The 26,252-nt window shown below is 70.3% G+C and carries 21 protein-coding genes; 8 read left to right on the forward strand and 13 right to left on the reverse strand.

Annotated elements, in window-relative coordinates:
• Window positions 1–321: 321 nt before the first annotated feature.
• From IEY78_RS29765 to thyX, 3 genes are all read right to left on the reverse strand, one after another.
• A complete protein-coding gene (locus IEY78_RS29765; protein WP_189103542.1) occupies window positions 322–2,007 on the reverse strand; it encodes a ribonuclease J in 1,686 nt (561 codons plus the stop codon).
• A gap of 113 nt (window positions 2,008–2,120) precedes the next feature.
• Complete coding sequence (gene dapA, locus IEY78_RS29770; RefSeq protein WP_189103544.1) at window positions 2,121–3,020, reverse strand: 4-hydroxy-tetrahydrodipicolinate synthase; 900 nt, start codon at window positions 3,018–3,020, stop codon at window positions 2,121–2,123.
• A gap of 197 nt (window positions 3,021–3,217) precedes the next feature.
• A complete protein-coding gene (thyX, locus tag IEY78_RS29775) occupies window positions 3,218–3,985 on the reverse strand; it encodes an FAD-dependent thymidylate synthase (RefSeq protein WP_189103546.1) in 768 nt (255 codons plus the stop codon).
• A 233-nt stretch (window positions 3,986–4,218) separates the two neighbouring features.
• On the opposite strand from thyX, the gene IEY78_RS29780 reads away from it, so the two are divergent.
• Entirely contained in the window at window positions 4,219–4,458 is a 240-nt protein-coding gene (locus IEY78_RS29780) for a hypothetical protein (RefSeq protein WP_189103548.1), read from the forward strand.
• Window positions 4,459–4,558: 100 nt separating this feature from the next.
• Window positions 4,559–5,110, forward strand: coding sequence for an SCO5741 family PH domain-containing membrane protein (locus IEY78_RS29785; RefSeq protein WP_189103550.1), 552 nt, complete (start codon window positions 4,559–4,561; stop codon window positions 5,108–5,110).
• 120 nt (window positions 5,111–5,230) lie between these two features.
• Here IEY78_RS29785 and IEY78_RS29790 read toward each other — a convergent pair whose 3' ends face one another.
• The 6 genes from IEY78_RS29790 to eccD form a co-directional block, all read right to left on the reverse strand.
• Window positions 5,231–5,686 carry a hypothetical protein gene (locus tag IEY78_RS29790; protein ID WP_189103552.1) on the reverse strand — a complete coding sequence of 152 codons (456 nt, stop codon included), beginning with the start codon at window positions 5,684–5,686 and terminating at the stop codon, window positions 5,231–5,233.
• Between the two features lie 4 nt (window positions 5,687–5,690).
• Entirely contained in the window at window positions 5,691–6,443 is a 753-nt protein-coding gene (gene dapB, locus IEY78_RS29795) for a 4-hydroxy-tetrahydrodipicolinate reductase (protein WP_189103554.1), read from the reverse strand.
• Between the two features lie 26 nt (window positions 6,444–6,469).
• Complete coding sequence (locus tag IEY78_RS29800; RefSeq protein WP_189103556.1) at window positions 6,470–7,849, reverse strand: M16 family metallopeptidase; 1,380 nt, start codon at window positions 7,847–7,849, stop codon at window positions 6,470–6,472.
• A complete protein-coding gene (locus IEY78_RS29805; RefSeq protein ID WP_189103558.1) occupies window positions 7,846–10,077 on the reverse strand; it encodes a polyribonucleotide nucleotidyltransferase in 2,232 nt (743 codons plus the stop codon). Before IEY78_RS29805 ends, IEY78_RS29800 begins: the two co-directional genes overlap by 4 nt.
• Before the next feature lie 294 nt (window positions 10,078–10,371).
• Entirely contained in the window at window positions 10,372–10,659 is a 288-nt protein-coding gene (gene rpsO / locus IEY78_RS29810; RefSeq protein WP_189103560.1) for a 30S ribosomal protein S15, read from the reverse strand.
• Window positions 10,660–10,806: 147 nt separating this feature from the next.
• Window positions 10,807–12,270, reverse strand: coding sequence for a type VII secretion integral membrane protein EccD (eccD, locus tag IEY78_RS29815; protein WP_189103562.1), 1,464 nt, complete (start codon window positions 12,268–12,270; stop codon window positions 10,807–10,809).
• A gap of 258 nt (window positions 12,271–12,528) precedes the next feature.
• On the opposite strand from eccD, the gene eccCa reads away from it, so the two are divergent.
• The gene (eccCa, locus tag IEY78_RS29820; RefSeq protein ID WP_189103564.1) at window positions 12,529–16,488 is read left to right on the forward strand and encodes a type VII secretion protein EccCa; all 3,960 of its coding nucleotides are present in this window, start codon (window positions 12,529–12,531) and stop codon (window positions 16,486–16,488) included.
• A gap of 65 nt (window positions 16,489–16,553) precedes the next feature.
• Here eccCa and IEY78_RS29825 read toward each other — a convergent pair whose 3' ends face one another.
• The gene (locus IEY78_RS29825; RefSeq protein WP_189103566.1) at window positions 16,554–17,264 is read right to left on the reverse strand and encodes a WXG100 family type VII secretion target; all 711 of its coding nucleotides are present in this window, start codon (window positions 17,262–17,264) and stop codon (window positions 16,554–16,556) included.
• Window positions 17,261–17,569 carry a hypothetical protein gene (locus tag IEY78_RS29830; protein ID WP_189103568.1) on the reverse strand — a complete coding sequence of 103 codons (309 nt, stop codon included), beginning with the start codon at window positions 17,567–17,569 and terminating at the stop codon, window positions 17,261–17,263. The genes IEY78_RS29825 and IEY78_RS29830 overlap by 4 nt, the downstream gene beginning before the upstream one ends.
• Before the next feature lie 239 nt (window positions 17,570–17,808).
• On the opposite strand from IEY78_RS29830, the gene IEY78_RS29835 reads away from it, so the two are divergent.
• From IEY78_RS29835 to IEY78_RS29845, 3 genes are all read left to right on the forward strand, one after another.
• Window positions 17,809–18,216, forward strand: a complete 408-nt coding sequence (locus IEY78_RS29835) for a hypothetical protein (RefSeq protein ID WP_189103571.1) — start codon at window positions 17,809–17,811, stop codon at window positions 18,214–18,216.
• Between the two features lie 420 nt (window positions 18,217–18,636).
• Window positions 18,637–20,784, forward strand: a complete 2,148-nt coding sequence (locus IEY78_RS29840; RefSeq protein WP_229700252.1) for an ATP-binding protein — start codon at window positions 18,637–18,639, stop codon at window positions 20,782–20,784.
• Window positions 20,784–22,130: an SUKH-4 family immunity protein gene (locus IEY78_RS29845; protein ID WP_189103575.1), complete on the forward strand. Its 1,347-nt coding sequence runs from the start codon at window positions 20,784–20,786 to the stop codon at window positions 22,128–22,130. Before IEY78_RS29840 ends, IEY78_RS29845 begins: the two co-directional genes overlap by 1 nt.
• A 390-nt stretch (window positions 22,131–22,520) precedes the next feature.
• Here the strand turns inward: IEY78_RS29845 and IEY78_RS29850 are convergent, their stop codons facing one another.
• Window positions 22,521–22,820, reverse strand: coding sequence for a hypothetical protein (locus IEY78_RS29850; RefSeq protein WP_189103577.1), 300 nt, complete (start codon window positions 22,818–22,820; stop codon window positions 22,521–22,523).
• 252 nt (window positions 22,821–23,072) lie between these two features.
• On the opposite strand from IEY78_RS29850, the gene IEY78_RS29855 reads away from it, so the two are divergent.
• Together IEY78_RS29855 and IEY78_RS29860 are read left to right on the forward strand one after the other, a co-directional pair.
• Window positions 23,073–23,402 carry a WXG100 family type VII secretion target gene (locus IEY78_RS29855; protein WP_189103579.1) on the forward strand — a complete coding sequence of 110 codons (330 nt, stop codon included), beginning with the start codon at window positions 23,073–23,075 and terminating at the stop codon, window positions 23,400–23,402.
• Between the two features lie 140 nt (window positions 23,403–23,542).
• Window positions 23,543–24,547, forward strand: coding sequence for a WXG100-like domain-containing protein (locus tag IEY78_RS29860; RefSeq protein ID WP_229700253.1), 1,005 nt, complete (start codon window positions 23,543–23,545; stop codon window positions 24,545–24,547).
• 155 nt (window positions 24,548–24,702) lie between these two features.
• On the opposite strand, the gene IEY78_RS29865 is transcribed toward IEY78_RS29860, so the two are convergent.
• Window positions 24,703–26,229: a S8 family serine peptidase gene (locus tag IEY78_RS29865; protein WP_308426948.1), complete on the reverse strand. Its 1,527-nt coding sequence runs from the start codon at window positions 26,227–26,229 to the stop codon at window positions 24,703–24,705.
• Window positions 26,230–26,252 lie beyond the last annotated feature (23 nt).

The raw sequence follows: 26,252 nt of genomic DNA on the forward strand, positions 1-26,252 counted from the left end.
TCCGTGTCCGGCGCCCTGTTGGAGCGGGCTCGGCCGTTCGGCTTTCGCTTTTCGGCCTTTCCGACTCTATCAGACTCGATTTCGTTCCGTTGCCGGTTCGAATTCGGTCCGAGTTTTCATCGGAGGGGGTTTGCCTTTCGGCTGATCCGACTTTATCAGATTGCTCTGGGTCGGAATTCCGCCCGGCTTGGTGAGGCGTCGTACGCACAGGCGTCCGGCGCTTCCCGTTCAGGCGGAGCCGTAAACGTACTGGAGCGGGGCGCCCGGATGCAAATCCGGGCGCCCCGCTCCCACTTGGGCACGTTTGTACGACCCTGTGTGTCAGACCTCGACGACCACGGGGAGGATCATCGGGCGCCGGCGGTAGTTGTCCGACACCCACTTGCCGACCGAGCGGCGGACCAGCTGCTGGAGCTGATGGGGCTCCGCGACGCCGTCCTGGGCCGCCTTGGCCAGCGCCTCATCGATCTTGGGGACTACGGCCGCGAAGGTCGCGTCGTCGATGCCGGAGCCGCGGGCCTGCAGATGCGGGCCGCCGACGATCTTGCCGGTGCTGCTGTCCACCACCACGAAGACCGAGATGATGCCCTCGTCGCCGAGGATGCGGCGGTCCTTCAGATGGGTCTCGGTGACATCGCCGACCGAGAGGCCGTCGACGTACACATAGCCCGCCTGGACCTTGCCGGTGATCTTGGCGACGCCCTTGACCAGATCGACCACGACGCCGTCCTCGGCGATGACGATCCGGTCCTTGGGTACGCCGGTCAGGGCGCCCAGCTCGGCGTTGGCGCGCAGATGGCGCCATTCGCCGTGCACCGGCATGAGGTTCTTCGGCTTGCAGATGTTGTAGAAGTACAGCAGCTCGCCGGCCGAGGCGTGGCCCGAGACGTGGACCTTGGCGTTGCCCTTGTGGACCACGTCCGCACCCCACCTGGTGAGGCCGTTGATCACGCGGTAGACCGCGTTCTCGTTGCCCGGGATGAGGGAGGACGCCAGGATCACGGTGTCGCCGGGGACGATCCGGATCTGGTGGTCGCGGTTGGCCATCCGGGAGAGGGCGGCCATCGGCTCGCCCTGGGAACCCGTGCAGACCAGCACGACCTCGTCATCGGGGAGGTCGTCGAGGGTCTTGACGTCGACGACCAGGCCGGCGGGGACCTTGAGGTAGCCCAGCTCCCGGGCGATGCCCATGTTGCGGACCATCGAGCGGCCGACGAAGGCGACCCGGCGGCCGTACTCGTGCGCCGCGTCGAGGATCTGCTGGATGCGGTGCACATGGCTGGCGAAGCTGGCGACGATGATGCGCTTCTGGGCGTTCGCGAACACCGTGCGCAGCACGTTGGAGATGTCCCGCTCGGGCGGGACGAAGCCCGGGACCTCGGCGTTCGTGGAGTCGGAGAGGAGCAGGTCGATGCCCTCCTCGCCGAGCCGCGCGAAGGCGGGGAGGTCGGTCAGGCGGCGGTCCAGCGGCAGCTGGTCCATCTTGAAGTCGCCGGTGTGCACGACCATGCCCGCGGGCGTGCGGATGGCGACGGCCAGGGCGTCCGGGATGGAGTGGTTGACCGCGACGAATTCGCAGTCGAAGGAGCCGATCCGCTCGGTGTGGCCTTCCTTCACCTCAAGGGTGTAGGGGCGGATGCGGTGCTCCTGGAGCTTGGCCTCGATCAGGGCGAGGGTCAGCTTGGAGCCGATGAGGGGGATGTCCGGCTTCTCCCGGAGGAGGTAGGGGACACCGCCGATGTGGTCCTCGTGGCCGTGCGTGAGCACGATGCCGTCGATGTCGTCGAGGCGATCCCTGATGGACGTGAAGTCCGGCAGGATCAGGTCGATTCCGGGCTGCTCCTCCTCGGGGAAGAGCACTCCGCAGTCGACGATCAGCAGCCGGCCGTCGTATTCGAAGACCGTCATGTTGCGGCCGATCTCGCCGAGGCCGCCGAGGGGCGTGACGCGCAGCCCGCCCTTGGGAAGCTTGGGCGGGGCGCCGAGCTCAGGATGCGGATGACTCAAAAGACTCTCCTCACCACACGCGCCACGCTGCCGTAGGGGCACGTGGCGCGCATGACATTCGTGCACTTGCTATAAGGCGGTTGTTGGTCCGTATTCAGTTGTGAAGTCTGTGATCAGAGCTGTACCCCGCCGGCGGCGAGATCGCGCGTGAGCTGTTCGGTCTCCTCCGGGGAGAGCTCGACGAGCGGCAGCCGCAGCGGGCCGGCGGGCAGGCCCTGCCGGGTGAGCGCCGCCTTCGTCGTGATGACGCCCTGGGTGCGGAACATGCCGGTGAAGACGGGGAGCAGCGCCTGGTGGATCTCGGTGGCCTTGGTGACGTCGCCGTTGAGGTGGGCGTCCAGGAGGGCGCGCAGCTCGGGGGTGACGACATGGCCGACCACGGAGACGAAGCCGATGGCGCCGACCGAGAGCAGCGGGAGGTTGAGCATGTCGTCGCCGCTGTACCAGGCGAGGTCGGTGCGGGCGATGGCCCAGCTGGCGCGGCCGAGGTCGCCCTTGGCGTCCTTGTTGGCGACGATCCGGGGGTGCTCGGCGAGCCGGACGAGGGTCTCGGTGTTGATCGGGACGCCGCTGCGTCCGGGGATGTCGTAGAGCATGACCGGCAGGTCGGTGGCGTCCGCGATGGCGGTGAAGTGCCGCAGCAGTCCCTCTTGCGGGGGCTTGCTGTAGTAGGGCGTCACCGCGAGCAGTCCGTGGGCTCCGGCTTCCTGGGCGCCGCGGGCCAGCTCCAGGCTGTGGCGGGTGTCGTTGGTGCCGGCTCCGGCGACGACGAAGGCGCGATCGCCGACCGCCTCGACCACGGCGCGGACCAGCTGGGCTTTCTCCGCATCGCTGGTGGTCGGGGACTCTCCGGTGGTGCCGTTGACGACGAGGCCGTCGTTACCTGCGTCCACCAGGTGGGCAGCCAGGCGCTGCGCGCCGTCGAGGTCGAGAGCGCCATCCGCCGTGAACGGCGTGACCATGGCGGTCAGCACCCGCCCGAAGGGGGTCTGCGGTGTGGAAGTCGGAGCCATGGGTCCCACGCTACTCGTAGCTCCCCACAGGATGCGCCTCTGGGGAGCAGGGATGTGGACACCGGCACTGCCTGCTCGGGGGTTCAAGCAGTGCCGGGTCCGTCTGTTCAGCGTAGATGAACTTCTCAAAATGCCGCAATCCGGACACCTTGCACCCCCGCCCCGCGGGGTCCGGCATCCGGCCCCCGGCCTGGGCCTTACGGGGCGATCCGGCCGTTCGCATTGAATGCGCCGTACGTGAGCGGCATGAGCGTGGCCCAGTGGGCCTCCATCTGCTCGCCGACCATTTCGATCTCCCGCTGCGGGAAGGAGGGGACCTTCGCCTGCTCGTGCTGGGTCCGCAGGCCGAGGAAGTGCATCAGCGAGCGCGCGTTGCAGGTGGCGTACATGGAGGAGAAGAGGCCGACGGGGAGCACGGCGCGGGCGACCTCGCGGGCCACGCCGGCGGCCAGCATCTCCTGGTACGCCTCGTACGCCCGGCGGTAGGAGTCCTCCATGACGCGGCCGGTCAGGTCGTACTGCTCCGGGGTGCCGTCGACGAACTCGTACTTCCCGGGGCGGCCCTGCTGGACGAGCTTGCGGGAGGCGCCGGGGACGTAGAAGACCGGGTCCAGCTGGCGGTAGCGGCCGGACTCCTCGTTGTACGACCAGCCGACGCGGTGGCGCATGAACTCGCGGAAGACGAAGATCGGCGCGCTGATGAAGAAGGTCATGGAGTTGTGCTCGAACGGGCTGCCGTGCCGGTCCCGCATGAGGTAGTTGATCAAGCCCTTGGAGCGCTCGGGGTCCTTCTGGAGCTCCTCCAGGGACTGCTCGCCGGCCGTGGAGACACGGGCCGCCCACAGCACGTCACTGTCCGCGGCGCTGTGCTTGACCAGCTCGACCGTCACCTCGCTCCGGAAGCTGACGGCTGCACTGCCGGGGCTCTCAGTGCTCTCGGCGCTCTCGGCGGGGGTCTGGGACACCGGCGGTTCCTTCCAATCGATCCTCGTGCGCGACCAGACTACGGCCCGCCGCTGACAGCCCGGGAAATGCCGCGTGACGCCGCGTTCACCGCAAAACGGACGGCGTTATAGCAGCGTGCGGAGCGGCAGTTGATATTTTTCACAGAAGTCCCTGAAAACGGGCACCATTCGGACCGCGCACGCGTCTAACCCTGTGACAGTGCCCACTTCGAGGTTCCTAGGAGAGCCCGCTCATGTTCCGCCGGCGAGAGCCCGTCCCGTTCGCCTTCGTTGCCGAGGCAGACCGGTTCCGCAGCAATGTCACTCCCCCGCCGCGTCAGCGCGCCTCCCGTGGGCAGCTGCTCGGCCAGTCTCTCATCACGCTGACAGTAGTGGGCGGCCTGGCCGGCGCCCTGCTGTTCGGCGTTCCCGCACTGCAGCAGGACAGTTCCACCTCGAGCCGGGTGCATCAGTCCGAAGCGTCGCACCGCTGATCGGTCCGGTGGAGTGTGCCACAAGTGGTTCCGCTCCGCCGGTCCCGATAACCTCACCGGTCACAGCTTCCGTCAGCGTGACCATGAATGAGGATCAGCCGTGCCCCTGCCCTTCTTGACGGCCGACCGCGACCTCGACCCACCTGCCGCGGATCACGCCGCGCTGCCGCACGACGAGCCCGATCACTGGCGCCGTCCCTACCGCCCCGGACCGTGGCGGGTGGGGACGGCGGCGGTGTTTTTGCTGCTCGCGTCGTTCGTCCTGCTCTCCGCGATGATCATCGCGCTGGCAGGTTCGCTGCCCGGCGCCGCGGTCTGCGTCCTGGTGGGGGCGCTGACGATCGCCTTCGCCCTGCGGCTGCTGCGCGTCGGCCTGTGGGTCAGCTCCCAGGGCCTGCGGCAGGTGAACCTCCTGCGGACGGCCACGGAGCCGTGGAGCGCCGTCGCCTCGGTGCGCACCCGCCAGCAGCCGGTGCGCTGGCTGGGACTGCCCCGGACGGTGCAGGGCCAGGCGCTGGTCGTCGAGCGGACCCAGGGTGATCCGCTGCGCACGCTGATCACGGACCACAACGGGGACTTCCTGTCCCGCCCGGAGGCGTTCGAGCAGGCCGCGGACGTGCTGGAGGCGTGGGCCGCGGAGTACCGCCGCTGACAGCCGGGGGCCCCGGGACCGGCCGGACGCGCCGCGGCGCTCCTCCGTGACCGGGGCCTTCCGTGATCGGGGCCTTCCGCCGTCGGACGCGCAGCCCGGACCGCCCGCCCGGACCGGGTCTCAGGCGGCCGGCACGGCCTTCCCGTCGTGCAGGGCGATCGCCCGCTGCATCGCCTTGCGGGCGCGCGGGGTGTCCCGGGCGTCGTGGTAGGCGACGGCGAGCCGGAACCACGTACGCCAGTCGCCGGGCGCCTCCTCCGTCTCGGCCTGCCGCCGGGTGAAGACCGCGTCGGCGGCGTCCCGGTCGATCCGGCCGCCGGGGGTGCGCTCCAGGTCGTCGGCCGGCAGCCCGCCCTCGGCCTCCAGCGCATGGGCCAGCCGGTGGGCGTCGCGGGCGAAGCGGGTGTTGTGCCGGAGGAACCAGGCGCCGATGAACGGCAGCACGAAGGCCACCGCGCCCATGCCCATGGCCGCCGGCTCACCGGTCAGCAGGAGGAGGACGCCCTCCAGCGCCACCACGCCGAACACGAGCACCAGCACAGTGGCGAGGAAGAAGTACGTGATCTTGCCGCCCATGCCGTCAGCCCAGGTCCAGGAAGTTCTCCAGGCCCACGGTCAGGCCCGGAGTGGTGACCACGCGGCGCACCCCGAGCAGGATGCCCGGCATGAAGCTGCTGTGGTGCAGGGAGTCGTGGCGGATGGTGAGGGTCTCGCCCTCGCCGCCGAACAGCACCTCCTGGTGCGCCAGCAGACCGCGCAGCCGCACCGAGTGCACGGGGACGCCGTCCACGTCCGCGCCGCGGGCGCCGTCCAGCGCGGTGGTGGTGGCGTCCGGCTGCGGGGCGCAGCCGGCCTCCTCGCGGGCCGCGGCGATCAGCTGTGCGGTGCGGGCGGCGGTGCCGGAGGGGGCGTCGGCCTTCTTCGGGTGGTGCAGCTCGACGACCTCGGCGGACTCGAAGAAGCGGGCCGCCTGCTGGGCGAAGCGCATGGTCAGCACCGCGCCGAGGGAGAAGTTCGGGGCGATGAGCACACCGGCCGACGGCGCGGCGGCGAGCGAGGTGCGCAGCTGCGCGAGCCGCTCATCGGTCCATCCGGTGGTGCCGACCACCGCGTGGATGCCGTGGCGGACGCAGAAGTCGAGGTTGCCCATGACCGCGCCGGGGTTGGTCAGCTCGACCACCACCTGGGCGCCGGTCTCGACCAGCTGTTCCAGCTTGTCGCCCCGGCCGAGCCCGGCGACCAGTTCCATGTCCTCGGCGGCCTCGACGGCCCGTACGGCCTCGGAGCCGATGCGCCCCTGGGCTCCCAGTACGGCCACGCGCAGCTTGCTCATCGTTTCCCGTCTCTCTCGTGGTGGTGCTAGGCGACGATGTCGTCCAGCCGGGCCGCCTGCCGGTCCTTCAGGGGGCCGATGACGGACAGTGAAGGCCGTGCGCCCAGGACGTCGCGGGCCACCTCGCGCACCTCGTCGGGGGTGACGGCCGCGATCCGGGCCAGCATCTCGTCGACCGACATCTGCTCGCCCCAGCACAGCTCGCTCTTGCCGAGGCGGTGCATCAGCGCGCCCGAGTCCTCCAGGCCGAGGACCGTGGATCCGCGCAGCTGGCCGATCGCGCGGCGGATCTCGTCGTCGGTGAGGCCGTGGGTGGCCACCTGGTCGAGTTCGTCCCGGCAGATCTTGAGGACGTCGTGCACCTGGTTGGGGCGGCAGCCGGCGTAGACGCCGAACAGGCCGCAGTCGGCGAAGCCGGAGGTGTAGGAGTACACGCTGTAGGCCAGTCCGCGCTTCTCGCGGACCTCCTGGAAGAGGCGGGAGCTCATCCCGCCGCCCAGGGCGGTGTTCAGCACGCCCATCGCCCAGCGCCGGTCGTCGGTGCGCGCCATGCCGGGCAGCCCGAGGATCACATGGGCCTGCTCGGTCTTGCGGTTCTGCAGGTTGACGCGGCCGGCGGTGCGCACGGAGCGGGAGCCGGCGCGCGGCGCGACGGGGACGGCGCCGGTGTTCTCCAGCGCCCCGGCCTGCTCGAAGGCGCGGCGGACCTGGCGGACGACCTTGGCGTGGTCGACGTTGCCGGCGGCCGTGACGACGAGGTGCGTGGGGTCGTAGTGCTTCTTGTAGAAGCGGCGGATGCGCTCGGGGGTGAGCGCGTTGACGGTGTCGACGGTGCCCAGCACGGGGCGGCCGAGGGGGGTGTCGCCGAGCATGGTGTGCGCGAACAGGTCGTGCACGCAGTCGCCCGGGTCGTCCTCGGTCATCGCGATCTCTTCGAGGATGACGCCGCGCTCGGCGTCCACGTCCTCGGCCTCGACCAGCGAGCCGGTGAGCATGTCGCACACGATGTCGATGGCGAGCGGCAGATCGGAGTCCAGCACCCGCGCGTAGTAGCAGGTGTATTCCTTCGCGGTGAAGGCGTTCATCTCGCCGCCGACCGCGTCGATGGCGGCGGAGATGTCCAGCGCGCTGCGCCGCTCGGTGCCCTTGAAGAGCAGGTGTTCCAGATAGTGCGTGGCGCCGTTGAGGGCGGGGGTCTCGTCACGGGAGCCGACGTGCGCCCAGATCCCGAAGGTGACGGAGCGGACCGACGGCAGGGTCTCGGTGACCACGCGCAGGCCGCCGGGCAGGGTGGTCCGGCGGACCGTGCCGGCGCCCGCGGTGCCCTTGAGAAGCGTTTGGGTACGGGCGACGGCCCGCCCCTCCGAAGAGGGGCGGGCCGTCGTCGTGTGCGTCCGCGACGTCACTTGTCGGTGTCGTCCTTCGAGTCGTCCTTGGCACCCTTGTCGGCGTCCTCTTCCTCGATCACGGGGATCAGGGAGAGCTTGCCGCGCTGGTCGATCTCGGCGATCTCGACCTGGACCTTGGCGCCGACCGCGACCACGTCCTCGACGTTCTCCACGCGCTTGCCACCGGCGAGCTTGCGGATCTGCGAGATGTGGAGCAGGCCGTCCTTGCCCGGGAGCAGGGAGACGAACGCACCGAAGGTGGTGGTCTTGACGACCGTGCCCAGGTAGCGCTCGCCGACCTCCGGCATGGTCGGGTTGGCGATGCCGTTGATCGTGGCGCGGGCGGCCTCGGCGGCCGGGCCGTCGGCGGCACCGATGTAGATGGTGCCGTCGTCCTCGATCGTGATGTCGGCGCCGGTGTCCTCCTGGATCTGGTTGATCATCTTGCCCTTGGGGCCGATGACCTCACCGATCTTGTCCACCGGGATCTTGACGGTGATGATCCGCGGGGCGTTCGGGGACATCTCGTCCGGGACGTCGATGGCCTCGTTCATGACGTCCAGGATGTGCAGACGCGCGTCACGGGCCTGCTTCAGCGCGGCGGCCAGGACCGAGGCGGGGATGCCGTCGAGCTTGGTGTCGAGCTGGAGCGCGGTCACGAACTGCTTGGTGCCGGCGACCTTGAAGTCCATGTCGCCGAAGGCGTCCTCCGCACCGAGGATGTCGGTGAGGGCGACGTAGTGCGTCTGGCCGTCGATCTCCTGGGAGATCAGGCCCATGGCGATACCGGCGACCGGGGCCTTGAGGGGCACACCGGCGTTCAGCAGCGACATGGTCGAGGCGCAGACCGAGCCCATGGACGTCGAGCCGTTGGAGCCCAGCGCCTCGGAGACCTGGCGGATCGCGTAGGGGAACTCCTCGCGGGTCGGCAGGACCGGCATGATGGCGCGCTCGGCGAGCGCGCCGTGGCCGATCTCGCGGCGCTTGGGGGCGCCCACGCGGCCGGTCTCACCGACGGAGTACGGCGGGAAGTTGTAGTTGTGCATGTAGCGCTTGCGGGTCACCGGGGAGAGGGTGTCCAGCTGCTGCTCCATGCGGAGCATGTTGAGGGTGGTGACGCCCAGGATCTGGGTCTCGCCACGCTCGAACAGCGCGGAGCCGTGCACCCGCGGGATCGCCTCGACCTCGGCGGCGAGCGTACGGATGTCCGTGACGCCGCGGCCGTCGATGCGCTTCTTCTCCTTGATCACGCGCTCGCGGACCAGGGTCTTGGTCAGCGAGCGGTAAGCGGCGGAGATCTCCTTCTCGCGGCCCTCGAACTCCGGCAGGAGCTTCTCGGCGGCGAGCGCCTTGACGCGGTCCAGCTCGGCCTCGCGCTCCAGCTTGCCCGCGATGGTCAGCGCCTGGCCGAGCTCGTCCTTGACGGCCTTGGTCAGCGCCTCGAGGACGTCGTCCTGGTAGTCCAGGAAGATCGGGAACTCGCCGACGGGCTTGGCGGCCTTGGCGGCGAGGTCCGACTGGGCCTTGCACAGGACCTTGATGAAGGGCTTGGCGGCTTCCAGACCGGCGGCGACGACCTCTTCGGTCGGGGCCTCGGCGCCGTCCTTGACCAGCTGGATGGTCTTCTCGGTGGCCTCGGCCTCGACCATCATGATCGCGACGTCGCCGTCCGGGAGGACGCGGCCGGCCACGACCATGTCGAAGACGGCGTCCTCGAGCTCGGTGTGGGTCGGGAAGCCCACCCACTGGCCGTTGATCAGTGCGACACGGGTGCCGCCGACCGGGCCGGAGAAGGGCAGGCCGGCCAGCTGCGTGGAGCAGGAGGCGGCGTTGATCGCGACCACGTCGTAGAGGTGGTCGGGGTTGAGCGCCATGACCGTCTCGACGATCTGGATCTCGTTGCGCAGGCCCTTCTTGAACGAGGGGCGCAGCGGGCGGTCGATCAGGCGGCAGGTGAGGATCGCGTCCTCGGAGGGCCGGCCCTCACGGCGGAAGAAGGAACCGGGGATCTTCCCGGCTGCGTACATCCGCTCCTCGACGTCGACGGTCAGCGGGAAGAAGTCCAGCTGGTCCTTCGGCGTCTTGGAAGCGGAGGTGGCCGACAGCACCATGGTGTCGTCGTCCAGGTACGCCACGGCGGAACCGGCGGCCTGCTTGGCCAGGCGGCCCGTCTCGAAGCGGATGGTGCGGGTGCCGAAGGAACCGTTGTCGATCACGGCTTCGGCGTAGTGGGTCTCGTTCTCCACCAGGGATATCTCCTCGTCAGCGTCCGCTGCCCGTGTGGCGGCGGACCGTCTTCGGTGGAGTGCCGGTGCGGGCCGGTCTTCGATCGAAGCACCCGGAGCGACGGACGCGGGGCGTCCGTGGATCGTCCGGGGGCCACTACCGAGGACCGGCGGCCAGGTGGCACTCCTACCGCGTTCAGTTTTGCGTACGGCACCAGACTACAAAGCTTCCGGCCACCATGAGAGGGCACGGGCGTCCGGCGCCTATGGCAAAGGGAGCGGCCCCCGGCGGGAACCGCTCCCTGTTACCACGTCTTACTTGGCGCCCGCCGCGCCGCGGCGGATGCCCAGGCGCTCGACCAGCGCACGGAAGCGCGTGATGTCCTTCTTCGCCAGGTACTGCAGCAGGCGGCGGCGCTGGCCGACCAGCAGCAGCAGACCACGGCGGGAGTGGTGGTCGTGCTTGTGCATCTTGAGGTGCTCGGTGAGGTCCGAGATGCGGCGGGAGAGCATCGCGACCTGAACCTCGGGGGAACCGGTGTCACCCTCCTTGGTGGCGAACTCGGCCATGATCTGCTTCTTCGTAGCGGCGTCGAGCGACACGCGGTACTCCTCTTGGTTGCGGTCCGTGAGCGCCCCTGGTTTGCCTCACAGGGAATCTTGGATGACTCGACCGGACCGTCACACAGCGTACCAGCTGAAAACGGCCCCCCGACCGGGTGGTCGGGGGGCCGGAAATCCGGGCGGCGGCTAGCTGCCGGTGAGGCCGCGCACCTTGCCGTAGACCTCCAGGACCGCCAGGCACAGCGGCACCAGGGAGAGCAGGAACAGTCCGTCGAAGATGTCGAAGATCCGGCCCCAGAAGGGGGTGACGCCCTTGCGCGGGACGATCAGGCCGACACCGACGAGCAGGGCGGCGCCCGCCGCGATGCTGCTGGAGAACCAGACGGTGCGGATGTTCAGCGGGCCGGAGTCCTGGAAGCGGAGCAGGTCGACGAAGATGTCCGACGGCGGGTTCAGCGCGATGCCCAGGATGAGCAGCACGATCGTCAGGATGCCGGCGATGGTCAGGCAGGCGACCTGCGCGGTGTAGTCGAAGAGCCGGGCGCGGAGCATGATCGTGATGCCGGCGGCCAGCGCCAGCAGCTGGGCCCACATGTTGTCGGAGAAGCCGAGGACGACACCGGCGGAGCCGACGACCAGGGCGGCGCAGCCGGCAACGAGGCCGAGCAGCAGCTCGTGGCCGCGCTTGGCCTGGTTGGCGATCTTGACGAAGTCGACGGACTCGGTCTCGCCGCCGTTGTCGTAGGAGCCCTTGGCGATCTGGTCGGGCGACTTGTAGCCGATGGGCAGCCGGGCGAAGCGGGCGGAGAGGCCGGGCAGCCAGGCGACGAGGGCGATCGACACGACGGCGGTGACGGCGGCGACCTCGCGGGGCGCGGCGTCGGTGAGGATCGCGGCGAAGACCGCGAGGGTGCCGATGGCGGCCAGGAACGCGGCGGCGACGAAGGGCGCGTCACCGCGCGGCAGCAGCACCACCAGCAGCACGGACGCGATCAGGACGACGACGCAGCCGACGAGGAGGTGCAGCCGGCCGGGCCCGGAGCCGTGGTCGACGGGGAAGATGCCCGAGCCGGCGAGCAGCAGGTGCGGCAGGGCGGCCAGGCCCAGCGCGATGGAGGAGCCGTGGTCGTCGTAGACCCGGGCGCGGACGCCGGCCAGCGCGACCAGGACGACGCCGACGACACCGGCGATGATGCCGGGCAGGCGGTGCATGTCGCGGTTCAGCGGGTTGGAGAACCACAGGGCGAACGCCATCATCACGAGCAGCAGGACGCCGGCGGACAGGCCGACGACATGCATGAGGTCGTCGCTCCAGCGGCTGCGGTTGCGCTTGACCGCGGAGGCGACGGCGTCGGAGACGTCGTCGAAGACCGGCAGCGGCAGCGATTCGGCGAACGGCTTCAGCAGGAGGAGGTCGCCGTCGAGGATCTGCTGCTGTGCGAGCGACTGGCCGGCGTCGAGCACCGTGCCGTCGCGGCGTACGAGGTGGTAGCCGGTCGGGGCGCCTTCGGCCTGGGACTGGCCGGAGAGCCGCAGGATCTCCGGATAGATGTCGACGAGTGCGACGTCTTCCGGCAGAGCCACATCGATCCGTGCATCCGGCGCGGCGACAGTGACCCGGCAAAAGCCGGTGCCAGTGCTCGTGCTCACCTGGCGGTTCTCCCTAATCCGTTGGGCGTTTTGTCGCGTCGCGCGCCCTATATATAGAGAGCCGTCACTTCGGGGCTGGGGCACGCTCGCGAGGCGTCAGCGTACCGTCCAATTCAGCGGTCGCCCCACCCACCCCGAGCCCTGACGGTTGACAGTAGGATCAACGCCTGGTTCGGGCCAAGCACTTGGCTCGGGGGGACCGTCGAATCCAACGGGGGCGGTCCGAGACTGCGAGATGCATGAAGGACTGATGCCTCGGTGAGCGTTGTCATCGTCAAGCGCCCGCCCCGCGCGCTGCCACCCGAAGTCCCCTCCGAGGAGGTGACACTCGAGGCACCTCCGGAGCTGCCCCGTGAGGGCGAATCAGAGAACATGCTGATGACCCTTATGCCCATGATGGGTATGGCGTCTTCGGCGGGATTCCTGTTCATGGGCAACCAGCCGTTCATGAAAATCATGGGCGGCTTTATGGTGGCGTCCACCCTGGCAATGGCGATCGTGCAGATCGTCAAGGCTCGCCAAGGGCCTTCCGGGCAAATGCTTCAAGAGCGCCAGGATTACCTCAAGTACCTGACGCAGAAGCGAAAAGAGGTGCGGCGCACCGCGCGAAAGCAGCGGGACGCGCAGCTGTTCACCCACCCCGATCCGAGCCAGCTGTGGTCGGTCGTGGCCGAGGGCAAGCGGGTCTGGGAGCGGCGGGCGACCGATCCGGACTTCGGGCAGGTGCGACTGGGCCTGGGGCCGCAGCAGTTGGCCACTCCCCTGCGGGCCCCCGAGACCGCGCCGGTCGACGAGCTGGAGCCGCTGACCGCGCATGCGATGAAGGAATTCCTCGACAAGCACGGCCATTTGGACAGCCTGCCGCTGGCGGTCTCGCTGCGGGCCTTCTACCACCTGACCGTCTCGGGTGACCCGGACACGGTCTACGGCGCCTCGCGTGCCGTCATCGCCCAGCTGTGCACCCTGCACTCGCCCGAGGACCTGGTGGTGGCGGTCGTCGCCGCGCCCGGTGCGCAGGCGGAGTGGGAGTGGACGAAGTGGCTGCCGCACGTGCAGGACAAGACCACCGACGGCGCCGGTTCGCGCCGGCTGGTCGTCGGTGACCTCGGGGAGATCGAGGAGCTGCTGGCGGAGGAGCTGGAGGGCCGCGGGCGGTTCAGCCCGCAGGGCACCCCGGTGACCGACACTCCGCACGTGGTGGTCGTGCTGGACGGCGGCGAGGTGCCGATGGACTCGGTGATCGCCGGGGCCGAGGGCCTCCAGGGCGTCACCATCCTGGAGGTCGTGCCGGGCGATCTGGACGAGATCCGCGGCGGGCTGGCCGTGCAGGTGTGGCCGGGCAGGCTGACCCTGGAGTCGGCCGGCGGCGCGGTCTACCACGGTGAGTGCGACACGCTGTCGATCCCCGAGGCGGAGGCGCTGGCCCGCCAGTTGGCCCCGCTGCGGGCGGGCTCCGGTGCGGACGGCGAGGAGCCGCTGCTGTCCGCGCTGGACTTCACCGACCTGCTGAACATCGGCGACGCCGGCTCGCTGGACGTCGCGCGGACCTGGCGGCCCCGGACGCTGGCAGAGCGGCTGCGGGTGCCGATCGGTGTCGACCGCGACGGCCAGCCGGTCATGCTGGACATCAAGGAAGCCTCGCAGCAGGGCATGGGCCCGCACGGCCTGTGTGTCGGTGCGACCGGTTCCGGCAAGTCCGAGGTGCTGCGCACCCTGGTGCTCGCCCTGGCGGTCACGCACTCCTCGGAGACCCTGAACTTCATCCTCGCGGACTTCAAGGGTGGCGCCACCTTCACGGGGATGTCGGAGATGCCGCACGTCGCGGCGGTCATCACCAACCTCGGTGAGGACGTCACCCTGATCGACCGCATGCGCGACTCGATCACCGGTGAACTCCAGCGCCGCCAGGAGCTGCTGCGCTCCGCCGGCAACTACGCCAACATCACCGACTACGAGAAGGCGCGTGCCGCGGGTGCCCCGCTGGACCCGCTGCCCTCGCTGGTGATGATCATCGACGAGTTCTCCGAGCTGCTCGCCGCCAAGCCGGACTTCATCGAGATGTTCATCCAGATCGGCCGGATCGGCCGTTCCATGGGTGTGCACATGCTGCTCGCCTCGCAGCGCCTGGAAGAGGGCAAGCTGCGCGGTCTGGACACCTTCCTGTCCTACCGGCTGGGTCTGCGGACGTTCTCCGCGGCCGAGTCGCGGACCGCGATCGGTGTGCCGGACGCCTACCACCTGCCGAACGTCCCCGGCTCCGGCATCCTGAAGTACGACACCGAGACGATGGTCCAGTTCAAGGCCGCGTATGTGTCGGGTACCTACCGCGGTCCGGGCGGCGGCGGCCGCGGCGGCGCCGGCGGCCGGACGATGCGGATGCCGGTGCCGTTCACCGCGGCCCCGGTCGTCGAGCAGATCGTCGAGGAGCCGGTCTCCGTGGAGGCGGCCGAGCCGGAGGTCGACGACGCGCTGGCCGACACCGTGCTGGATGTCATGGTGCAGCGGATGCAGGGCCAGGGCCCGCCGGCGCACCAGGTGTGGCTGCCCCCGCTGGAGGAGGCGCCCACGGTCAACCAGCTGCTGCCGGCGCTCGCGGTCACGCCCGAACGGGGCGTGCACGCCGCGGAGTACACCGCGCTCGGCAAGCTCGTGGTGCCGGTCGCGCTGGTGGACAAGCCGTTCGAGCAGCGGCGTGACGTGATGTACCTGGACTTCTCCGCCGGCGCCGGTCACGGCCTGGTCGTGGGTGGTCCGCAGTCCGGCAAGTCCACCCTCATCCGGTCCGCGATCGCCTCGTTCGCGCTCACCCACACCCCGGCGGAGGTGCAGTTCTACTGCCTCGACTTCGGTGGCGGCGGCATGCTGGCGATGGAGGGCCTGCCGCACGTCGGCGGGGTGGCCTCGCGCCTGGACGCGGAGAAGGTGCGCCGTACGGTCGCCGAGGTCGTCGGCATCCTCAACGAGCGCGAGGAGTTCTTCCGCGCGCACCACATCGACTCGATCGCGACCTACCGCCAGCGGCGGGCCGCGGGCGCCTTCCCCGACCAGAAGTGGGGGGACGTCTTCCTGATCATCGATGGCTGGGGCACGTTCAAGACGGACTACGAGCAGCTCGACCCGGTGATCCTGGACATCGCCGGCCGCGGTCTGGGCTTCGGTATCCACCTGATCCTGGCCGGCTCGCGCTACACCGAGGTGCGGCCCGCGCTGCGCGACCAGCTCCTCAACCGCGTCGAGCTGCGCCTGGGCGACCCGATGGAGTCGGAGTTCGACCGCAAGCGCGCGGAGAACGTCCCGATGGGCAAGCCGGGCCGCGGTATGTCCCCCGAGAAGCTCGACTTCCTGGCGGCGCTGCCGCGGCTGGACGGGATGAGCGACCCGGAGACCCTCAGCGAGGGCATGGCCAACCTGGTGGAGACGGTCAGCGAGCACTGGCAGGGCGCGCCCGCCCCCGAGGTGCGGATGCTGCCGACGATGCTGCGCGCCACCGACCTGCCCAAGGGCAACGACTACCCGGACCACGGGATCGCGATCGGTGTCGACGAGACCACGCTGTCGCCGGCGTTCATCGACTTCGAGACCGACCCGCTGCTGGTCATCTACGGCGAGAGCGAGTCGGGCAAGTCGTCGCTGCTGCGCCTGCTGGCCAAGCAGATCGCCGAGCGGTACCCGTCGGAGAAGGCGCTCATGGTGGTCTCCGACTACCGTCGCGCGCTGCTCGGCGAGATCCCCGAGAGCCACATGTACAAGTACTGTGCCGCGGGGCCGCAGTTGCAGGAGGTCATCACGGGGCTGGCCGGTTCGCTGGGCCGCCGGATGCCCGGGCCGGACGTCACGCCGGAGCAGCTGCGCAACCGCAGCTGGTACGACCTGCCGGACGCGTTCGTGATCGTGGACGACTACGACCTGGTGGCGACCAGCAGCGGCAACCCGCTGCAGCCGCTGCTGGAGTACCTCCCGTTCGCCCGTGACCTGGGTCTGCGCCTGATCATCGCGCGCAGCTCCTCGGGCGCCGGACGGTCGTCGTTCGAGCCGGTCATGCAGCGCACCAAGGAACTGGGTGCGCAGGGCCTGATCCTCTCGGCCGACCCGGCCGAGGGCCCGCTGATGGGCAGCGTCAAGGGCCAGAGCCTGACGCCGGGCCGGGCGACGTTCATCACCCGCAAGCGCGGTGCGCAGCTGGTCCAGACGGGCTGGCTGCCGGCGAGCAGCGGCTGACGCGGCACACACCACGGCGGTGGGGCGTTCCTCCTCGGAGGGGCGCCCCACCGCCGTTTCGTGGGTCAGCCGAAGGCGCCGTGCCGGTTCGTGTCGGGGCCGGGCGGGCCGTCGGCCGCGGTGGCGGGTGCACCCTTGGCATCCGTCTTGGCCTGGGGATCCCGTGCGTCGCCCGGGGACGGTTCGGCGCCGGGCGGTCGGCTGCGTACGCCCTTGGCGACGCCCTCGCCGCCGCGCGCCCTGGGCTCGCCGTCCCGCGCGGGGTCGAACGGGTCGGGGCCGAGCGGCGCGCTGGAGGTGTCCCACTGCTGCGTCACGACCGGGCCCTGGCCGCGGCCGCCCCCGCCCCGCTTGCCGAAGGCGCCGCCGAGTCCGTTGGCCAGCTGGCCGAGCGCCATGAAGCCGTAGGCGGTCTCGTTCCCGGACGAGGACGGCGCGGCGCCGGAACGGTCCACCGGCGGCGCGTCGTGGCCCGTGCCGTGCCCGCCGTGCCCGCCGTCCGCGCCGTCGTTGCCGTCGTTGTCGTCGGGGGGCGCGGCGGCGGTCTCCAGGTCGGCGGCGGCGAGTTCGAAGGCCGGCAGCGATTCGTCGACGGACCGCTTGAGGCGGTGCCACTCCCCGGCGAACGCCTCGCCGGCCGGACCGTGCCAGTTGGCCGCGGCGGCGGTGGCGACCTTCCGGTCCAGGTCGCGGACGAGGCCGTCGAGGTGCTCGGCCATCTCCCGCCAGCCGGCCGCCGCTTCGTGCAGGGCCTCGGGGTTGCGCCGCTCGCTCATGTGACGCTCCGGATCATCTCGTCCAGCTCTTCCTCGGCCGCCCGCCAGTGCGCGACGGTCTCCTTGATTCCTCCGCCGACCTCGCGGAGCCGCTGCTGGAGCTGGACGAGGGCGTGCTCGGCCTGCTCGTACAGCTCGCGGTGGGGCCGCGCCGCCTCGTCACCGCCGAAGCCCTCGCGCAGCGCCTCGGCGTCCGCCCGCCGTCTGAATGCGGCCAGCTGCCGGCCCAGTTCTTCCGCGCGCACCTCGAAGGCCGCACCGAGTGAGTGCAACTCCTCCGTACTGAGCCGGACTTCGTCGGACATGGTTTCTCCCCGAATGGAATGACAGCTGCCTGCCGGCATCGCCTCACAGGTCTAGCACACCCGCAATAGCCCCGAAGCCTTCCGCGAAGCGGTCACCGGCGGCGCGCGGAATGCATACGCAGCGATATGCGGCAATACCGGCAACACCCGCCTTGACGGCCTGTTCGCGGCCGTCATGAGACTCTGGACGCCGGTGCCGCGGTTGCGGTTGCTGTGCCATCACATTCAAGGGGGCAGAGATGAGCAATGAGCGGCAGATCCAGGACGAGGACCTGATGGACGTCGCCCAGGACCCGGAGCAGGCGCACCGGCTGCGCAAGGCGCTGAAGGTCCTGGCGGACAACCCCAATGTGGGCGGCAAACTCCAGGAGATGGCCCGGGAGGTGCTCTCCGGCCGCATCGGCATGAAGGACGCCATTGAGACGCCCGGGTACATGGACGCGCTGGGCGACCGGATGCAGCAGATCCGGCGGAACGCGGAGAACCAGACGATGGCCGAACGGGAGGCGTCACGCGAGAAGTTCGCGGCCTGGCAGAAGGAGCAGGAGGCCCAGGAGGACGCCGAGCGCGCGGAGCGCGACGGCCCTACGGGCGACATCGTGACCGCTCCCCGGCGCGGCGGCCGCGGCGGCGGGCACCGGGGCTGAGCGGAGCACCGCGCGCACGGCGCGCGGCGGGCCGGCCCGGCAGCACGCCCGGCCGGCCCTTTCTCTTTCCCTGCATTTTCCCCGCATTCCCCGCAATCGGTGCACCGCACCCGAGACGCCGAGACGACGGAAAGCGGACGACGGAAAGCGGACCGCCGCCGGAATAGCCGCACGGACCTGCTTTCTTTCCGCACAGGGTGATCCCCATTTCTCCACACCGGATCTCCCCACGCGGCCATCGGCCACCACCGAGGTGCCTTCCGCACCGCTCTCCTTCCGCAGCCGCACGCCCCACGTGTTCCGGTTCCGGAACGGCGCACCCCGAACGGTCCGGAGCATGCGGCCCGGAACATAAGATCGAGCCGGCAGGTGCAGGAATCCACAAAGGTGGATGCGGGATCGATGGGGGACGAGGGAGCCATGAGCGCCTCAGATGAACGATGCGCCGGGGCGGCCGGATACGCACCGCATCCGTACATCGGCGGGCGCACCGCCGTGCTCCGTGCGCTCGCGGCCTGGCGCATGCGGTGGCCGGGCGCCCCGCGGGTCATCGTCCTCACCGGCAGCCCGGGCAGCGGGCGCTCGCGCCTGCTCACCGGCTTCCTGATGATGTGCGACCCCGACGGCCGGAGGCAGCTGCCGCTGGACCACATGGACCCGGCGACCGTACCGCCGGACCTCCCGGCGCCCGCCGTGCCCGACCCGCGGGGGCGCACCGCGGCACAGCTCCTGCGGCTGCTCGCCGACCACTTCCGGCTGAACGCGGCCCGCGCCGAGGACATCTGCACCGAACTCGCCGCCCGTGAAGAGCCGGTGACGATTGTGGTGCCGGATGTCGACCGGGCCGGCCCGGTGCGCGCCGCGGACGAGCCGGCCCGCGTCGTCCGCGAGGTCCTCACGCCGCTCGCCACCACCGGCGGGGTGCAGCTGCTGGCCGATGTGCCGCGCGCGCTGGCCGCGGAGCTGGCCCGGGCGCTGCCGCCCGGCCAGGCGCGGATCATCGACCTCGACGACCCCGAGTGGGCCGACCACGCAGGCCTGGTGCGGCACGCCGAGACCGCGCTGGCGCTGGGTGCCGGGGTGCCGGAACTCCCCTTCGCCACCGACCCGTCGGCTCGCCGGACGCTCGCCGAGGCGATGGCGCAGCGCGCGGGCGGCAGCCGGCTGACCCTCCAACTCGCCGTGCAGTCGCTGTTCATGCGGCCCGAGGGCTTCGACCCGGCGGACCCGGCGATGCTCCCCTGCAGCGTCGGCGAGGCGCTGGACCTGCACGCCCGCCGGCTGGGCGCCGACCCGCTGACCCTGCGCCTGCTGCTGGCACCGCTCGCGTTCGCCGAGGGCGAGGGGCTGCCCGTCGGGCTGTGGGGCCCGCTGGCCGACGCCGTCGCGGGCCGGGACATGAGCGGCGACCTCGCCGACGGGATGCTGCTGGCCGCGCCGTTCCTCCAGCCGGTCGCGACGGCGGGGCGGGGCGGGGCGGACGGCGGGGAGCCGGACGGTACGAAGGGCGGGGAGGAGGCCGGGGGCGCCGCGGACGGCGGCCGTACGCTGCTCCGCCTGCTGCACCCGGGCATCGCCGAGGAGATCCGCGCCGGTCTGCCGGACGTCCGCGACGCCCAGACCAGGATCGCCATGGCGCTGCTGGAGGCAGTGCCGGAGCAGGACTGGTCCCGGGCCGACCCCTACGTCCGCGACCACCTCGCGGCACACACCCTCGACGCCGGGCTCCTGCCCCAACTCCTCACCGACCCGGGCCTGTTCGCCCACGCGGATCCGGTGGCGATGCGGGCCGCCATCGAGGCCGTGCCGCTGGAGCAGCTGGGCGCCCCGGCCCGGACGTATCTGCGCATCGCGCCGCTGCTCATCCGCACCCAGGCACCGGCCGCCGTGCGGGCCGCGTTCCTGGAGTCCGCGTTCGTCGAGGACGGGCTGGCCCCCTATGCCCAGGCGCTGCACGGGCTCGGGTTCGCCCTGCCCTGGCGCACCCTGTGGAGCGTGCCGCTGACCGGCGTCCGCGCGGTGACGGCCGGGACCCTCCCGCCGCCGGACGCCGAGGGCGCGGCGGCGGAGGCGGCCGCGGCACCGGACGGGATGATCGCCGCCGCCTCCCACCCCGTGGCCGCCCTCTTCGTCCCCGAGGGGACCCCTGGTTCCCACCCCGTGCCCGACCCGGACGGCACGACCACCATGGCCGATATGGACGGGGCCACCGGCGCGCTCCTCGTCCACGACCTGCTGCGCCCCGGGTACGTCGACGCCGACCCGGCTCGGCTGCGGCGCCCCTCCGAGGAGGCCCGGGCCGCGGCCCCCTTCGGGTTCAGCCGCGGCGCCGACTCCCTGCGGATCTGGGCGCGCGCGAGCCGTGAGGTGGTGGCCACGCTGCTCTCGGACACCCCGATCACCGGCGCCGACCTCTCCCCGGACGGCGTGCTCGTCGTCGCCACCGGGCGCGGTGTCACCGCCCGTCAGATCCTCGCCGCGCCGCCCGCGGCCGCTCCCACCGTGCCGGCCCAGCGCACCGGCCCCCCTGACTCCGCTGCTTCCGACGGCCTCGAAGGAGACCACTGATGATCACCCAGGCGCAGGCGCAGGCCACCGCCGCCCGCTGGCTCAACCCCGAGGGGCACCAGGGGCCGCCGCGTGAGGTGGCCATGGAGGAATTCGACCTCGGCTGGGTGGTGTGGGCCGTGCCGCCGCCCCCGGAGGTCGACCCGCAGACCGGGCAGCGGCGCCCGCCCGCCGAGATCGGCGCCGCGTGCGGTGTCGTCGACCGGGCGTCCGGCGAGCTGACGGTGTGGCCGTCGGTGCCGGTCGACGAGGTCGTCGGGATGTACCGGCAGAAGCACGGTACGAGTGCGGGTGCGGGTGCGGAGGGCGCTCCGGCGGCGGCTCCGGCCGAGCCGCCGGTCACCGGCCCCGGCAACACCGCCGTGGCGACCTACCCCGACCCGTCGACCGGCGAGGAGACCACCCTCGTCCGGGTCTCGGCGCCCGGCGCGCCCCCCGTCGAGTACCAGCTCCACGACGAGCTGCGGCGGCTGGGCGTGGACCCCGCGCACGTCCGCACGGTCCACACGGATCTGCGCTCGGCCCTGCTGCCCGGCGGCTACCCGGCCGACTTCGTGCTGCGCACCTTCCCGAACGCGGCCTTCTCCTGCACCGAGGGCTACGGCATGCGCCCCGAGGAGCGCGCGGAGGGCGTCGCCGGGCTGCGGCGGCTCGTCGAGGCGAGGCCCCGGACGGAGAGCCGGCAGGCACCGCCGCGTCCGCACCGGCTGCCGGTCCCGCAGAACGTCGCGGCTGCCCCCGGGATGCAGGACGTGGCCCTCGGCAAGCACCTCGTGGAGGTCTTCGGCCCCGAGGGGATCGAGCGCCCGAACCCCGAGGCCCTCGGCGCGACCCCGCTGCCCGAGTCCACCCGGAACACGCTGACCCTGGCCGGTCTGCCCGCCGCGGTGCCGTTCTTCTTCACCGCCGACCGGTCCCACACCCCGCCCGCCGGCGGCCTGTTCACCGACGTGGCGACCCATCTGCGCACCACGGGCACCCAGGCCCCGGAGCAGACCCTGACGACCCTTGCGGGGTACGTCCGGTTCGGCACGGACGGCCTCTACACGCTCGCCGTCCAGTGCGTCGCCCCGGAGAACAACCAGAGCCTCATCGGCACCGTCTGGGCCGTCCAGCCGTCCTCCGGCGGCGGCCGCTTCGTCAACCGCACCCTGTCCGCCTACCTCCGCTCCCTCACCCTGCTGACGACCACGCGCCGCCAGATGCAGGGCCTGGACCCGCACGCGGCAGGCACCGCGGTCGCCGCCTTCCAGGAGCAGATCGCCGCCCTCGACTCCTGGGCCCTGGACGACGAGGGCAACTGGTGGTCACTGATCATCGAGCAGATGTGGCATGGGTTGTTCTGAGGGCGGTTGTTCCGAGGGGCGGGAGGTTGAGGTTGGGGGGCGGCTCGGGGGACGGGGGAGATGGGGGACGGGCCGCCGGGGGGCCTGTGTAGGCGAAGGGGTGGAGGGCCGCACGGCTTGAAGGCCTGTCGGGCCTGAGCTGCCGAAGGGCCTGCAAGGTTGGAGGGGCTGGAGGGCCCGAGGGCTTGCACGGCTGATGGGCTGGAGGGCCCGGGAAGCCTGCAGGCCTGGAGCCCTGAAGGGCCTCCGCGGCCGAAGGGCCGGAGGGCCGGAGGGGGCCTGGAAGGCTGCAGGCGTCTGGCGAGCTGCATGGCGTAAGAGGGCACATGCGCGTCACAGGGCCGTCATGCCTCATGCCTCACGCCGACACAGGTCAGCAGCAAGACGCCATCAGGGCAACAGCAGCCAGTCCGCGGCCAGTGCGGCCGCCAGGCCGAGGCCCAGCATCCAGGTGCCGAGCCGGGTACGCCCGTGCCGACTGAGCTCGATCACCACGCCGCAGAGCACCAGCGCCGCCCCGTACACCCCGACCACCAGCACCGACGTACGCGACGCCAGGCGCACCACGAGCACCACCGCCATCGCGGCCATCAGCACCGAGGCCAGGACGATGCGTATCCGCCGCGCCTGACGTGGCGTCAACCCCACACGACTGTCGGTCAGGGGCTCTTCATTGCCGGGCATGTCCATGAAGCGGAATGCTACGGGACCGGCGCCCGCCCCCACCCGCCACTCCCCCGCCCGGCACCACCCCACCCACCAGCGACGCCCACCGCCGCACGAAACCCCAATTCGCGCCCCACAGCGAGTCGTTGGGCACCCATATCCGCACGCTCCCTCCACACCTCTCGCCTTGACATGCCTGGATCGAGATCACCTAGGGTGGATCACTAAGGACGCGACAGATATCTGCGCGAAACACACGGCATTACGGGGGTATGCGTGGCAGGCAAGGCATTCGACGTAGATCCGGATGTACTGCGCACGCAGGGCACCAACTTCGTCCACATCGGCGGCGATTTCTCCAAGGCGTCGAAGAAGCTCCAGGACGACCTGGAAGGCCTCGGCAGCCCGTGGGAGAACTGCGACTTCGGCGACATCTTCGAAACGATCTACACGCCGATCCGGGACGGCATGTTCGAATCGATGGACTCCTTGGGCGAGCGCCTCGAAGGCATCGGCGACAAGTTGCAGCAGATGGCCGGTTCATACACCACATCCGACGAACAGGGCATCCACACCATCAGCGCCGTAGGCCGCCCGGCCCTCTGAGGCCCACCCGCCGCACCCCACACCACACCCAGCGGCGGCTTTTCCCCTCCCATCTCCTTTCTCCTTCTCCCCATTGCGCTCGGCAATGGGATACCACCGCACGGGGGACGATCACTGTGTCATTGACGCTGCCAAGCGAGGTGGCTTGGGTCCTTGACCTGCTCGGCTACAACTGGCCGGACGCCGACGAGGACAAGCTCCACGAATGCGCCCAGGCCTGGCGCAACTTCGCCGAGGCGGTCAACCAGGCGGCATCTCAAGGCTCCACGGCAGCGGGCGAAGTAGTCTCCGCGAACTCCGGCGAGGCCGTCGAGGGCTTTTCCCAGGAATGGGGTTCCTTCTCCGGCGGCGGCGACAGCGGGGACAACTACCTCCGCGATGCCGCCGCCGCGGCGGAAGTCATCGCCGTCGCCTTCGACGCGGCGGCCATCGCCGTGCTCGCGGGAAAGATCGCCGTTATTGTCCAGCTCGTCATCCTGGCCGCGGAAATCATCGCGGCCCAGGCCGCCGCGCCCTTCACCCTCGGTCTCTCCGAAATCGGCGCCGCAGGCGGCACTCAGGCGACCCGCCTGGTGGTCCGCCAGATCCTCGACAAGATCAAGCGCGAGGTCATGGAAGCGGCCACCAAGGCCATGGAGCACGCCACCATGGACGCCATCAAGAAGATGGCGAAAAAGGCCGTCTCCAAGGAAGCCCGCAAGATCGCGACGGATTACGTCAAGAAGACGGTCAAGGAGACGGTCAAGGAAAAGGTCGTCGACCAGGCGAAGGAAATCGCCAAGGACAAGATCGTCGAAGAGGGCAAGAACAAGGCCAAAGAGGCCGCCACGGAGATGGCCCAGAACGTCGCCCAGCAGGGCATCGAGAGCCACTTCGGCGCCCGCGACGGCATCGACTGGGGCGAAACCGCCGACATCGGCAAGGACAAGGCCGGCGAATACGTCGACGGCCTCAAGGAAGGCGCCCAGGAATACAAGGACGGCGTCACCAGCCTGGCCGACCCCGGCACCTACCTCGACCACGCCAAGGACGACCTCACCACCCGGGGCCTCGACGCCGCCCAACGCCACACCGACCGCCACACCCGCGGCGCCACCACCCGCCACCAGGACGTCACAGACGAGGTCCGCTCAGTCTTCGGCTGACCCGCCAAGGCCCTCCGGCCGCACCATGAGCAGAGGGACCCTGCACGATGAGCTGAAGCTCGCCCACCCCTGCCCCCCATCCCAAACACTTCGGGGTCCGCAGGCTGAACCACCCTGCGGACCCCGAAGAATCACGCCTTCACACAGCCACTGCCTCACTGCCCGGGCGGCGGCACCTGATGAAACGGCCCCGGAACACCCTGCTGTTGCTGATACGGCCCCTGCTGTTGATACGGACCGGGGTGCGGGTAGGGCGCCGGGGGCTGATTCGGGGTGGGGTGCTGATAGGGCCCGGCCGGCGGGTACTGGCCGGGGGCCGGGTAGGGACCAGGGTTCGCGTAGGGCGCCGACTGCGGATACGGCCCGGATTGCTGCGCCACACCCCCAGGCCCACCAGGCCCCCCGAACCCGCCATACCCATCCGGCGGCGTCCCACTACCCCCACCCTTCTTCTGCCGAACCACCACAACAACAACGACCGCGACAACAACCAGCACGCCGAACGCAATACCGACAATGACGGGGACGCCAAGGCCGCTGCTCTTTTGCCCACTTGGCTGGTCACCAGAGGTGCCCGGTACACCAGGAGCCGACGCTTCACCGGTAGCAGTCCCCGGCTCGGCCGCCGGAGTCTTCAGCGGACCATTCTTGGAACCGGCGGGAATGTCCTCCGTCAACGCCCGCAAGGGTCGGATGAAGCCATACCCGTAGTGCGGGTCGGGGAGCGTCACCCCCTCCTGCCCGGGCGGCAGACCGGCCGTCTTGACCAGACGATTGGCGATCTGACCAGCGGTAAGGTCGGGGAACTTGGAACGCAGCAGTGCGGCGGCACCTGAGACATAGGCCGTGGAGTCAGAGGTGCCATTTGCCAGCCGATACGGCTTGGACGCCCCTGCAGATCTGATGAGAGTGCCAGGTGCAGTGAGCATGGTCTGCGGACCATAATTCGACTTGTGCCACACCTGACCTGACTTGTCGACTGCGCCAACAGCGACCAGCCCCGGGTACCTGGTCAGTTCGCCAAGCTTCCCTACACCCTCGTTCCCTGTGGCGACAGCAAGGAAAATGTCCTCCTTGACTGCATTGGAAAGAGCCTTCTTGTCTTCCACTGTCAGGGTGGACTGACCCAATGACATGTTGATCACAGACGCACCGCTGGCAACGGCGTAGTTAACCGCGTCTGCCAAACTGTCCCGTCCCGGATCTCCAAATTCGCTCTCCGACGGTATCCCTACCGGCAAGATCTTGGCGCCGGGGGCCAACCCTTTCACCCCTGCCGAGTAGCCGACACCATGGCCATGGGCAGCAATGAGAGCCGCCATCGCCGTGCCATGATCTTCGCTACGTTCGTGGTTGGCGGTGCCCCCCTTAGCGACATCCTTGCCCGGCAGGACATTGCCCTTCAGGTCAGCGTGATCGCCGTTAACTGGGTCATCGATCACCGCGACCGTGACACCTCTGCCGGTGGAAACCTTCCACACACTTTCAGCATCAAAGGACTTCAAAGGCCATTGATCACCCCTGATTTGATCCGCCTCAGCGGAGGGGGTGACGCTACAGAGCAGCGCCCCCGCCAGCACCACAGCGCCGCCCACATCACGCAGCGTCCGCGCAAAGCTCATTCGACATATCCCCCGCATGACAAGCTTGGGGTCCGCAGCCAATAACGCTGCGAACCCCAAGTCGTTTCCATCCATCGGTTGTT

The sequence above is a fragment of the Streptomyces kronopolitis genome, assembly GCF_014646275.1.
Lineage (GTDB): Bacteria > Actinomycetota > Actinomycetes > Streptomycetales > Streptomycetaceae > Streptomyces > Streptomyces kronopolitis.